Raw genomic sequence first — 12,528 nt, 5'->3', positions numbered from 1 at the left:
TTATGACAGAGGATAAACAGCAAGAAAATCAAGCACAAGAATATGATGCCAGTCAGATTCAGGTCTTGGAAGGACTAGAAGCCGTTCGGATGCGTCCGGGAATGTATATTGGTTCTACCTCAAAAGAAGGTCTTCATCACCTGGTCTGGGAAATCGTAGATAACTCGATTGACGAAGCCTTAGCTGGTTTTGCTAGCCATATTGAAGTTTTCATTGAAGCAGATAATTCTATCACGGTTGTCGATGATGGTCGTGGGATCCCAGTGGATATCCAAGAAAAGACAGGTCGACCTGCCGTTGAAACTGTCTTTACCGTGCTTCACGCCGGAGGAAAATTCGGCGGAGGTGGCTACAAGGTTTCTGGTGGTCTTCACGGGGTAGGATCTTCCGTAGTAAATGCCCTCTCCACATCCCTCGATGTTCGTGTCTATAAAAATGGCAGTATCCATTACCAAGAATATCGACGCGGACATGTTGTAGATGATTTAAAGATCATTGGAGAAACAGACCGCACAGGAACAACCGTCCACTTTATTCCAGACCCAGAAATCTTCACGGAAACCACCGAGTATGATTTTGAAAAATTAAATAAACGAATTCAAGAACTAGCCTTTTTGAATCGTGGCTTGCGTATTTCTTTGACGGATAAGCGAGAAGGCCTAGAGCAAGAAAAGCATTACCACTACGAAGGTGGGATCTCAAGTTACGTCGAATACATCAATGAAAACAAAGATGTCATCTTTGAAAAACCAATCTACACAGATGGTGAAATGGATGATATTACAGTTGAAGTAGCTATGCAATATACCACAGGCTACCATGAGACGGTCATGAGTTTTGCGAATAACATTCATACCCATGAAGGTGGAACGCATGAACAGGGCTTCCGTACAGCTCTCACTCGTGTGATCAATGATTACGCTAAGAAGAATAAACTCTTAAAAGAAAACGAAGACAATCTAACTGGGGAAGATGTTCGAGAAGGCTTAACAGCAGTGATCTCGGTTAAACATCCAAATCCACAGTTTGAAGGACAAACCAAGACCAAACTTGGAAATTCAGAAGTTGTTAAGATTACCAATCGACTCTTTAGTGATGCCTTTTCTGATTTCCTTTTGGAAAATCCGCAAATTGCTAAGAAAATCGTCGAAAAAGGGATTTTAGCAGCGAAAGCTCGCGTAGCTGCTAAGCGAGCGCGTGAGGTGACCCGTAAGAAATCAGGGCTTGAGATTTCCAACCTACCTGGTAAATTGGCAGATTGTTCTTCAAATAATCCACAAGAAACAGAACTCTTTATCGTCGAAGGGGATTCAGCCGGAGGATCTGCAAAATCTGGTCGAAATCGGGAATTCCAAGCGATTTTACCAATCCGTGGTAAGATCTTGAACGTTGAAAAAGCAAGTATGGACAAAATTCTAGCCAATGAAGAGATCCGTAGTTTATTTACTGCTATGGGAACTGGATTTGGTGCCGAATTTGATGTTACAAAAGCGCGTTATCAAAAATTAGTCATCATGACCGATGCCGATGTCGATGGCGCTCATATCCGAACCCTTCTATTGACTTTGATCTATCGCTATATGAAACCAGTCTTGGAAGCGGGATATGTTTACATTGCGCAACCACCAATCTATGGGGTCAAAGTCGGTAGTGAAATCAAAGAATATATCCAACCTGGTGCCAACCAAGAAGCCGAATTAGCTGCAGCTTTGGAACGTTATTCAGAAGGTCGCTCAAAACCAACCATCCAACGCTATAAAGGTCTTGGAGAAATGGATGATCACCAATTATGGGAAACAACCATGAATCCAGAACACCGCTTGATGGCACGAGTATCAGTAGACGATGCTGCGGAAGCAGATAAGATCTTTGATATGTTGATGGGGGACCGTGTGGAACCACGTCGTGAATTTATCGAAGAAAACGCTGAATATAGTACACTCGATGTATAAAATTCACCGAACGCTTCCCATTAATGGATATTTTATGGTATAATTACTAGGATTACGTTCAAGTAATACGATGAAGGAGTTTTTATATGTCTAGTGGACTAATTGTTCTCATCTTTATTGTCGCCCTTATCTTGATTGTAGGATATGTGGTTGCAGTCATATTGAGAAAACGAAATGAAGCCTTACTGGCAGCACTGGAAGAACGAAAAGAAAAGTTATACAACCTTCCGGTCAACGATGAAGTAGAGGCCGTAAAAAACATGCATTTGATTGGTCAAAGTCAAATTGCATTTCGTGAATGGAATCAAAAATGGGTAGATTTATCCTTAAATTCATTTGCTGATATTGAAAACAATCTGTTTGAAGCGGAAGGCTATAATAATTCTTTCCGTTTCATGAAGGCTAAACAAGCCATTGACAATATCGAAAGTCAGATCCAGTTGATCGACGAAGATATCAAAGCGATTCGCCAAGCCCTTTCAGATCTTGAAGAGCAAGAACAAAAAAATAGCGGACGCGTGGTTCATGCCTTAGATATGTTTGAAGAACTTCAAAAAGAAGTCACTTCAGATCCAGATCGTTATGGCAGTGCGCTTCCTGAAATTGAAAAGCAAATTGGAAATATTCAATCTGAGTTTTCACAATTTGTCACCTTGAATTCTTCAGGTGACCCTGTTGAAGCAGCTGAAATCCTTGATACAGCTGAGAATCATATTGTGGCCTTAAAACAAATTGTTGAGCGAGTGCCAGAAATTGTCACCGCTCTTCAGTCAAAACTTCCAGACCAATTAGAGGATTTGGAAAGTGGCTACCGCAAGCTTTTGGAATCTGGCTACCACTTCACTGAAACAGATATTGAATCTCGTTTCCAACAGTTGCATGCTTCCTTGAAGAACAATATGGCAAATGTATCCGCGCTTGAATTGGACAATGCTATTTACGAAAATGAGCAAATTCAAGAGGAAATCGATGCATTGTATCACATCTTTACTCGTGAAATCGAATCACAAAAAGTCGTGAAGAAGTTAGTGAAACAACTGCCTGGCTATTTGAAACACGCAAAAGATAACAATAGCAACCTTGCAGCAGAAGTGGAACGCCTTAGTAAAACATTCGTCTTGAATGAAAGCTTCAGCCAACAGTTAAAAGAGTTGGAAGCTGAGCTATCTTCACAAGAAAATGTGGTAGAAGATGCCTTGAAAGATTCATCTGAAACACAAAAGGCCTATTCTATTGTAGAAGAAGAATTAGAAGCTATTGAAGCTCGCTTGAAAGAAATCGAAGATGAGCAAATTGGCTTAAGTGATTCCCTTTCAAAAATTGAAAAAGACGATGCCAATGCTCGCCAAAAAGTTAATATCTATGCCAACCGTTTGCATGCCATTAAACGCTATATGGACAAACGAAACTTGCCAGGAATCCCTCAAGAATTCTTGGAATTATTCTTCACAGCAAGCAACAATACAGAGGCTTTGATGGATGAGTTGGAAGGGGATAAAATCAACATCGAATCAACCAATCGTTTGTTAGATATTTTGACCAATGATATGAATGAATTGGAAGAAGCGACTTATCGAATTGTACAAAATGCTACTTTAACGGAGCAGTTGTTGCAATATTCAAATCGCTATCGTTCATTTGATGATCATGTTCAAGCTGCCTTTGATGAGTCCCTTTATATTTTCGAAAGAGAATATGACTATGCGGCTTCCTTCAAAGTCATCTCAGATGCTTTGGAGATGGTAGAAGCTGGAGTGACCGATCGCTTTGTTACTTCGTATGAAAAAACTCGGGAGCAAATTCGCTTCTAATAACAAAAAAACGACTTTTTAGGAGGTCGTTTTTTTATCTTCAAATGATCATTGAAACTTGAAATTTAAACCCTATTTTTGTATAGTAAGGGAGAAATAAGAAAGGAAAGCGATGAAAGAAGTAACCGGTCTCCTCGTTATGGATGTAGATGGAACTTTGATCCAACAAGAAGGAATTGATTTACTAGCTCAAGAAGCTGGCGTGGGACAAAAAGTAGCAGAGATTACGGCACAAGCAATGAATGGAGAGTTGGATTTTAAAGCATCTTTACAGGCGCGTGTCGCTTTATTGAAGGGATTAGAGGCCTCTATTTTTCCGAAAATTGTAGAGCAGATGGACGTCACACCGGGAGCTAAGACCTTAATCACGGAACTTCATCAAAGAGGTTACAAGGTTGGCCTTGTTTCAGGGGGATTTCATGAAGTCATCGACCCCATCGCGAGGTCTTTAGGAATTGATCTGGTCCGCGCCAACCGTTTGCAGGCTTCTGATGGTTGTTTGACAGGTAAAGTCCTCGGTGGGATAATCACACCTGAAAGGAAAAAAGAGTCCCTCCTGACATGGGCGAAAGAAAATCATGTCCCACGAAGTCAGACGATTGCGATGGGAGATGGTGCCAATGATCTTCCGATGATTGAAACAGCCGGTATCGGGATTGCCTTTATGGCCAAGCCAATCGTCGCTGAGCGAGCCCTATATCGTATTGAGAAGAGGGATTTAAGCCTTGTTCTTGAAATTTTAGACCAGCATAGAAAGGAAACAGCATGCATATCCTACTAGCCCCGGATTCATTTAAAGAATCCTTATCTGCCAAACAAGTAGCAGAAGCCTTGAAAAAAGGATTTCAAGAGGCTCTACCAGATGCAACTTTTGACCTCCTTCCTATTGGGGATGGTGGCGAAGGAACCATGGAAACCCTAGCTGGTGTTCTAGATGTAACTGAGTACCAAACGCAAGTAACCGGACCATTTGGACAGCCTGTTTCAATGTCTTACTACCAAAAAGATGAGATGGCATTTTTTGAGATGGCCTCTCTTGTTGGCTTAGGCTCTATCCCAGCTGAAAAACGCAATCCACTAGAACTAGAGACACGAGGAATTGGTGAACTGATTTTGCAATTGGTTGACCAAGGGGTTAAAACGATCTGTGTGGGAATTGGTGGTTCAGCGACCAATGATGGTGGGATTGGGATGGCAGCCGGACTAGGGGTAGCCTTCTATGATGACCAAGGTCATCTGCTTCGTCCTGTAGGTGCTTCGATCGGTCGTGTGGATAGAATAGATACCAGTGCGGTTCCAAATGCTTTACAAGACATCGAGCTCCTGGTCTTAACGGATGTCACCAATCCTCTCTGTGGCAGTCAAGGAGCAACCTATATCTTTGGCGGGCAAAAGGGTTTGAATCCCCTTCTGTTTCCAGCTGTCGACCAGGCTATGCAGGATTTTTACCAGCTAGCAGATGCCCGAATTTTATCCATGGCTGGCGCCGGAGCTGGAGGTGGCATGGCAGCTGGCTTGGTCGCATTTGCGGGTGGTCAGGTTTCCTCGGGAATTGAGAAAAGTTTGGATCTAATCGACTTCGATCGTAAGGTTCAAAAAGCGGATCTGGTCGTCGTGGGAGAAGGTAGGATGGACCTCCAATCTCTGTCTGGAAAAGCTCCTGTCGGGGTAGCCAAACGAACACCAGATAAGATCCCAGTGCTTGCTATTTGTGGGGCCTTAGCAGAGGATTTGCCAGCTTTCCCAAGTCATCATATTGAGGCTGCCTTCTCTATTGTACCAGGTCCTTGTGAGGTGGCAGATGCACTTACTCATGCTGAAAAAAATCTGATTTCCTGTGCTCGAAATATTGGTAACCTCTTAAAAATGAAAGCAAACTAAAGAACCAATTGAAAAGGAAATTCCTTTTCAATTGGTTCTTTCTTTAGCCAAAGAGGCGTTTCCAAAATGATTTTTTTTCAGGTGCTGTGCTCTCTTCCTTCTTTTCAAACAAATTTGGATACTGGAGGCTGATATCGGTTGGAGAAATTCCAGATGGATGATCAGTATGGATGATGAGACCAAAGGGAGAGTGGCGACAGTCATCTGAAACAATGCTTGCCACAAGACCAAGATCCTTTGTTTTTTTCAAATATTGAAGTTGGCTGCTTTCATCCAAGGCAGGCGAAATCTTGACCAATACAGGTTCAAAGCGTTCTGAAATGTTCGTAAGAATTGAAGAATAGTGCTCCAAATAGAGATTGTCCCTTGCCTCCTCCAAGGTACATGATGCAATCACACGCTCCTCATATGTCTCCAAAAATCGACGCTGTTCATCAGGATTGAACCGAGTAGGACCAGCAGCTTTTTCTAAAATCGTTTTATTAATATCTGTCATAAGTTTAGTATAGCATAAAGCGTAGCAGAAGAGTAGAGGAATGCTAAAAAATTAAATAAGGAAGGGAAATGGAAGAAAATAAGGCAGTGGAACCGTTTTCTTGTTAAAAACTTCTCAATTTTCGTAGATTTCCTTGTTTTTTCTTGAAAAAATAGCCTAATTACGATATGATAGAGGAGTAAAAAATATAACTCAATAAGGAGAGTAAGAAATGTCAATTATTACTGATGTTTACGCTCGCGAAGTCCTAGACTCACGCGGTAACCCAACACTTGAAGTAGAAGTTTATACTGAATCAGGTGCTTTCGGACGTGGTATGGTTCCATCAGGAGCTTCTACTGGTGAACACGAAGCTGTAGAACTTCGCGACGGTGACAAATCTCGTTACGGTGGTCTTGGAACTCAAAAAGCTGTTGACAATGTAAACAACATCATTGCTGAAGCAATCATCGGCTACGATGTTCGTGACCAACAAGCTATTGACCGTGCAATGATCGCTCTTGACGGTACTCCTAACAAAGGTAAATTGGGAGCAAACGCAATCCTTGGTGTGTCTATCGCTGTAGCTCGTGCTGCTGCTGACTACCTTGAAATCCCACTTTACAGCTACCTTGGTGGATTCAACACTAAAGTTCTTCCAACTCCAATGATGAACATCATCAATGGTGGATCTCACTCAGATGCTCCAATCGCTTTCCAAGAATTCATGATCGTACCTGCTGGTGCACCTACATTCAAAGAAGCTCTTCGTTGGGGTGCTGAAATCTTCCACGCACTTAAGAAAATCCTTAAAGGTCGTGGTCTTGAAACAGCCGTTGGTGACGAAGGTGGATTTGCTCCTCGTTTTGACGGAACTGAAGATGGTGTAGAAACTATCATCGCTGCTATCGAAGCTGCTGGTTATGTTCCAGGTAAAGACGTATTTATCGGATTTGACTGTGCATCATCAGAATTCTACGATAAAGAACGCAAAGTTTACGATTACACTAAATTCGAAGGTGAAGGAGCTGCTGTCCGCACTGCTGCTGAACAAATCGACTACCTTGAAGAATTGGTAAACAAATACCCAATCATCACTATCGAAGATGGTATGGATGAAAACGACTGGGACGGTTGGAAAGCTCTTACTGAACGTCTTGGTGGTAAAGTTCAATTGGTTGGTGACGACTTCTTCGTAACAAACACTGACTACCTTTCACGTGGTATCGAAGAAAAATGTGCTAACTCTATCCTTATCAAAGTTAACCAAATTGGTACTCTTACTGAAACATTCGATGCTATCGAAATGGCGAAAGAAGCTGGTTACACTGCCGTTGTATCACACCGTTCAGGTGAAACTGAAGATTCAACAATCGCTGACATCGCAGTTGCAACAAACGCAGGACAAATCAAGACTGGTTCACTTTCACGTACAGACCGTATCGCTAAATACAACCAATTGCTTCGCATCGAAGATCAACTTGGTGAAGTAGCTGAATACCGTGGATTGAAATCATTCTACAACCTTAAGAAATAATCTAGTTTACTAGACTAAAAAGATCCTTGAGTTTTCTCAAGGATCTTTTTTGCGATTGGTATAAACAAAAACTCCTCAACTAAAGCGTTGAGGAGTAGTTCTATTAGAACAAGCCTTTGATTTTGTCCAAGGCACCGCTGACCATTTCATTTCCAGATACAAGCCCTTTGGCTTGTTCAAGGTAGTCACCGAGGTTGTCTTTGTTGTCATCAACAAATTTCTTTGCAGCGTCGAAATCTTTCTTTTCGATCATTTCTTTTACTTGGTTAAATAAGTCCATTGGATTCATGCTTGGATCTCCTAAAATATAAGTTGTGAAGTCAGGCTCGCGCCTTTTTCTCATCTATTTAATCATTTTTTTAGAGGTTTGACAACTAAAACGACTTAATGAAAAACTGTACAAACGGCCTCTGGAACATAGAAGTCGTCGGATAGAAGGGTCAATTTTCCGCTAGTAGAATCTCGTTTGAAGACGGTGGCATTAGGTGAATCTTGATGGGCTGCGATCAAATAGTTTTGATCAGGACTAAGCGTGAAATCACGTGGATTGAGCCCTTGAGTTGGAACAATTTCAATCAGTTCTAGACTACCATCAGCCACAACTTTGAAGACAGCGATGGAATTGTGAGCACGGTTAGATGCATAGAGGAATTTTCCATCAGCTGAGAGCTTGATCGCAGAAGCCCATTTTTGACCATCGTAGTCTGATGGAATTGTGGAAACAGTTTGGAAGTGTTCGAATTCACCCATACCGTCATAAAAGAGTACATCGATCGTAGCATTTAATTCATTGATGAGATAGGCAGTCTTATAGTGGGGATGAAAGACCAGGTGACGAGGTCCTGCCCCTGGAGCTGTTTGATACTGATTGATCAGGGTTAGGTTTCCTTCCTCACTGACATCATAGACATGCAAACTGTCTGTTCCTAGGTCACACGTGATCAAGTACTGATCTGGTGTAAGGTCTGCATAGTGGGTATGTGGACTTGCTTGATTGGCATGAGGACCACTTCCTTGGTGGGTGTCTTGATTGACAAAGGACAAACGCCCATCTGACTCTAGCTTATATACGAGAACTTGGCCTTTGTGATAGTTGGCTCCATAGATCAGTTGACGCTTGTCATCGACAGAGACATAGCAGAGTGGTGCTCCCTCTTCAACAACGTGATTGAGCGGCTGAAAATCAGCTGTAAAACTTGCGATTCCTCCTTTTCCCTCTTCAGCTCCGACACTGTAGAGGTTGCCTTTTTCAGAAAAAGCGATATAGGTTGGATTGGGCTCAGCTGCCACTAGTTCAAGTTGGCTCAATGTCCCTGTTTCAGGGTCAAATTGTGCCTTGTAAATTCCTTTGGATTCTTTTTTGGTATAGGTACCGAAATAAATGGTTTGAGACATAGGACACCTCGTATGATTTGTTAGGTTTATTATATCAAAGGTCCTATTGGAAGGCAATTGCTAGTTGAAAAGGCGAGGGCCTTTCTTTCTTATTTTGCTAGTTTTTTCGTAACTTCAAGCTCAAAAAATGCTAAAATAGAAACAGATTGAAATGAAAAGGAGTTTTCCGTGGATAATAAAGAAAAACAGTTTAGTTTGTCCTGGTTTTTTAGATGGTTTTTAGACAACAAGGCCATTACCGTATTTTTAGTTACCTTGCTGTTGGGCTTGAACCTTTTGGTTTTGAGTAAAATCACCTTTATTTTTATTCCTATTTTTGAGTTTGCAGGAGCCGTCATGCTGCCTGTCATTATTTCTGGTTTGCTCTATTACCTGCTTAACCCTATTGTTGACTTTCTTGAAAGAAAAGGACTCAAGCGGATTTTTGCGATTTCCTTAGTCTTTTTCTTGATTGCAGTGCTTTTAATTTGGGGTCTAGCTGTAGTGATTCCATCCGTCCAACGACAAGTGGTGAGTTTCTTTCATAACCTGCCAACTTATTTGGAAAAGGCCAATGCAACCATCGATGATTTTCTAGATAATCGCGTCTCCTCAGATATCAAACCCCAATTAGATGAGATCACTAAGGAATTGTCTGCAAACATTACTTCTTGGGCGAGTTCGATCTCTGGGCGGGCTGTCAATTGGGTCAGCAACTTGATCGGAGTGGCTTCGCAAGTCATTGTTGCCTTGATCATCATGCCTTTTATTGTCTTTTATCTTCTTCGAGATGGAAAAAATTTAAAGGGCCACATTGTTCGCTTCTTACCGACTAAGATTCGTAAACCGGCTGAACAAGTTCTCTCAGATGTCAACACCCAACTCTCCAATTATGTTCGAGGGCAAATTACGGTAGCCATTGTCGTCGCCATTATGTTTATCCTCTTCTTTAAGATCATTGGCTTACGTTATGCGGTGACACTTGGGATCTCTGCGGGGATCTTGAATTTGATCCCTTACTTGGGTAGTTTCTTAGCCATGTTACCTGCTTTAGTTTTGGGCTTGGTAGCAGGACCAGAGATGTTTATCAAGGTCTTAATTGTATTTGCAGTGGAGCAAACCATTGAAGGACGTTTCGTATCACCTTTGGTTTTGGGAAGTCAGTTAAATATCCATCCGATTACCATTTTATTTGTGCTCTTGACGTCAGGATCTATGTTTGGAATCTGGGGAGTTTTCCTTGGTATTCCGGTCTATGCATCTGCTAAGGTGGTGATCGGAGCTATCTTTGAATGGTATAAGGTCGTTAGTGGCTTGTATGAAGAACACAATGAAATAGAAGAGGAAACACAGAGTGAGTCATAGTCAACAAATGGTAGAGGCTCTTGATCAGCAAGAGCTAGAAGAAGCAGAAGTTCAATTTCAAAAGGCCTTGTTAGAAGATAGTGAAGCGCAATTATTGGATTTGGGTCAATATCTTGAAAGTATCGGTTTTTATCCTCAGGCAAAAGAGGTTTATGAACAGATTGCAGAAACCTATCCAGAAGTATATCTGAGTTTGGCAACCATCCTTGCAGAGGAAGGGCAAACGGAAGAGGCCTTTGCATATTTAGAAGAAATTGGCCCTGAGTCTAACTGGTATGTAGCCAGTCTCTTGGTTAAGGCCGATCTCTATCAGCTGGAAGGTCTCGCAGATGTGGCGCGTGAAAAGTTAGTTGAAGCAGCCAGTCTGTCTGATGATCCCATCATTCAATTAGGGCTAGCTGAAATTGATCTGGAATTGGAACGCTATCAAGAGGCTATCCAAGAGTATGCCCAGTTAGACAATCGGGAGATTTTGGAAGCAACAGGAATTTCCACCTATCAACGGATTGGTTTTGCCTATGCCAATCTTGGTAAGTTTGAAGCAGCTGTTCCTTTCTTAGAGAAAGCTCTGGAGATTGAGTTTGATGACCAGATTGCTTACGAATTAGCGACCCTATTGTCTGACCAAGAAGAATTCCAAAAAGCCCTGATCTACTACAAACAAATTGATACCTTGTCGCCTGATTTTGAGGGCTATGAGTATGGTTATGCCTTGGCTTTACAGGCTGAAAATGACCGTGAAAAAGCGCTTGAGATTGCTAAACAAGGGATCCAGAAGAATCCATTTGATGCCCAATTGAAGCTCCTTGCTTCTCAGCTTTCTTATGAACTCCACCAACCTGAGCAAGCAGAAGCTTATCTATTAGAGGCTAAAGAAGTGGCAGATGATATAGAAGAGATTGCTCTTCGCCTGACCACCCTTTATTTGGAACAGGAACGCTTTGACCAAGTCTTGGATTGGCAAAATGAAGAAGTCGAAACGGTTGTCACCCGTTGGAACATTGCCCGTGCTTTGGCTGCCTTGGAGAAAACAGAAGAGGCCGTCTCAGCCTACCAAGAGCTCTATGAGGATTTAAAGGACAACCCAGAATTCCTCGAAGCCTATGTTTATTTGTTGCGTGAGGCTGGAGATGTGACGAAGGCGCGTGAAGTGGCTAATCAGTATTTGGCGATCGTACCAGACGATGTGCAGATGCAAACCCTCTATGATAGCCTCTAATCAAAACCATATCGTGAAGATTCGGAATAGTTTGTGGTATACTGGTAGAAGATAGAATGAGGAGAGAAAAACATGGAACCAGTGAAACTTTTTCAATACAATACCTTAGGTGCCCTAATGGCGGGTCTGTACGGGGGGTCATTTACGATAGGAGAACTCTTAGAACATGGGAACCTCGGAATTGGGACGCTGGATTCTATTGATGGAGAGTTGATCGTATTAGATGGTAAGGCATATCAGGCCAAGGGATCTGGCGACCATCCTGAAATTGTTGAAGTTTCTCCGGATGCCAAGGTTCCTTATGCAGCAGTCGTTCCTCACCAAGCAGAAGTGATTTTCCGTCAACGCTTTGAAATGACGGACGAGGAATTGGAAGCTCGTATTGAGTCTTATTACGATGGCGAAAATCTTTTTCGCTCCATTAAGATTCGTGGTGACTTTGTCAAGATGCATGTCCGTATGATTCCAAAATCAACACCAGAGATGAAGTTTGCAGAGGTTGCAACCCATCAGCCAGAGTATACACGGGAAAATGTCACAGGGACCATCGTCGGTTTTTGGACACCAGAAATTTTCCATGGCGTGAGTGTGGCAGGATACCATTTGCACTTTATTTCAGATGACCATACCTTTGGTGGCCATGTAATGGATTTTGTCATCTCAGAAGGGATTGTAGAGGTGGGGGCTATCGATCAGCTGGATCAACGTTTCCCAGTCCAAGACCGTCAGTACCTCTTTGCCAAATTCAATGTCGATGAGGTCAAAGAAGATATCCATAAAGCAGAATAAAAAGAGGCTGGGACAAAAGTCCTAGCCTCTCAATTATTTTTGGATTGTCGAGCAAGACGCAGTGGTTGAGTGGGCTCTACTACGCTGATTTCATCAGCTTTTACAGCCCTACTCAACTGTGCGGA

Annotated in this window: 11 protein-coding genes; 8 read left to right on the top strand and 3 right to left on the bottom strand. The window is 42.2% G+C overall.

From position 1 onward, the window contains the following. The first annotated feature begins 2 nt into the window (after window positions 1–2). From gyrB to PCY11_RS09650, 4 genes are all read left to right on the top strand, one after another. A complete protein-coding gene (gene gyrB / locus PCY11_RS09665; RefSeq protein ID WP_070466275.1) occupies window positions 3–1,952 on the top strand; it encodes a DNA topoisomerase (ATP-hydrolyzing) subunit B in 1,950 nt (649 codons plus the stop codon). Window positions 1,953–2,038: 86 nt separating this feature from the next. Further along, on the top strand, window positions 2,039–3,763 hold the full coding sequence (gene ezrA / locus PCY11_RS09660) for a septation ring formation regulator EzrA (protein WP_070466273.1): 1,725 nt from the start codon (window positions 2,039–2,041) through the stop codon (window positions 3,761–3,763). A 112-nt stretch (window positions 3,764–3,875) separates the two neighbouring features. Then, on the top strand, window positions 3,876–4,544 hold the full coding sequence (gene serB / locus PCY11_RS09655; RefSeq protein ID WP_070466271.1) for a phosphoserine phosphatase SerB: 669 nt from the start codon (window positions 3,876–3,878) through the stop codon (window positions 4,542–4,544). Further along, window positions 4,529–5,644 carry a glycerate kinase gene (locus PCY11_RS09650; RefSeq protein WP_049475343.1) on the top strand — a complete coding sequence of 372 codons (1,116 nt, stop codon included), beginning with the start codon at window positions 4,529–4,531 and terminating at the stop codon, window positions 5,642–5,644. Before serB ends, PCY11_RS09650 begins: the two co-directional genes overlap by 16 nt. 43 nt (window positions 5,645–5,687) lie before the next feature. On the opposite strand, the gene PCY11_RS09645 is transcribed toward PCY11_RS09650, so the two are convergent. Next, complete coding sequence (locus PCY11_RS09645; RefSeq protein WP_045759659.1) at window positions 5,688–6,140, bottom strand: DUF1694 domain-containing protein; 453 nt, start codon at window positions 6,138–6,140, stop codon at window positions 5,688–5,690. Between the two features lie 211 nt (window positions 6,141–6,351). On the opposite strand from PCY11_RS09645, the gene eno reads away from it, so the two are divergent. Then, a complete protein-coding gene (gene eno / locus PCY11_RS09640) occupies window positions 6,352–7,656 on the top strand; it encodes a surface-displayed alpha-enolase (protein WP_049475342.1) in 1,305 nt (434 codons plus the stop codon). Between the two features lie 103 nt (window positions 7,657–7,759). Here eno and PCY11_RS09635 read toward each other — a convergent pair whose 3' ends face one another. Both PCY11_RS09635 and PCY11_RS09630 read right to left on the bottom strand, forming a co-directional pair. Further along, window positions 7,760–7,945, bottom strand: a complete 186-nt coding sequence (locus tag PCY11_RS09635) for a hypothetical protein (RefSeq protein WP_009731358.1) — start codon at window positions 7,943–7,945, stop codon at window positions 7,760–7,762. Window positions 7,946–8,040: 95 nt separating this feature from the next. Then, the gene (locus tag PCY11_RS09630) at window positions 8,041–9,051 is read right to left on the bottom strand and encodes a lactonase family protein (protein ID WP_049507697.1); all 1,011 of its coding nucleotides are present in this window, start codon (window positions 9,049–9,051) and stop codon (window positions 8,041–8,043) included. A gap of 168 nt (window positions 9,052–9,219) precedes the next feature. Here PCY11_RS09630 and PCY11_RS09625 point away from each other — a divergent pair, with 168 nt between their 5' ends. The 3 genes from PCY11_RS09625 (at window position 9,220) to budA (ending at window position 12,403) form a co-directional block, all read left to right on the top strand. Continuing rightward, a complete protein-coding gene (locus PCY11_RS09625) occupies window positions 9,220–10,395 on the top strand; it encodes an AI-2E family transporter (protein WP_070846022.1) in 1,176 nt (391 codons plus the stop codon). After that, window positions 10,385–11,614 carry a tetratricopeptide repeat protein gene (locus PCY11_RS09620; RefSeq protein WP_070846024.1) on the top strand — a complete coding sequence of 410 codons (1,230 nt, stop codon included), beginning with the start codon at window positions 10,385–10,387 and terminating at the stop codon, window positions 11,612–11,614. Before PCY11_RS09625 ends, PCY11_RS09620 begins: the two co-directional genes overlap by 11 nt. A gap of 72 nt (window positions 11,615–11,686) precedes the next feature. Continuing rightward, window positions 11,687–12,403: an acetolactate decarboxylase gene (gene budA, locus PCY11_RS09615; RefSeq protein ID WP_070846026.1), complete on the top strand. Its 717-nt coding sequence runs from the start codon at window positions 11,687–11,689 to the stop codon at window positions 12,401–12,403. Window positions 12,404–12,528: the final 125 nt, after the last annotated feature.

The sequence above is a fragment of the Streptococcus sp. SP8 genome (genome assembly GCF_030440045.1).
Classification (GTDB): domain Bacteria; phylum Bacillota; class Bacilli; order Lactobacillales; family Streptococcaceae; genus Streptococcus; species Streptococcus parasanguinis_I.
The sequence above is the reverse complement of the archived record's forward strand: the minus strand, read 5'-3'. Positions and strand labels throughout refer to the sequence as shown.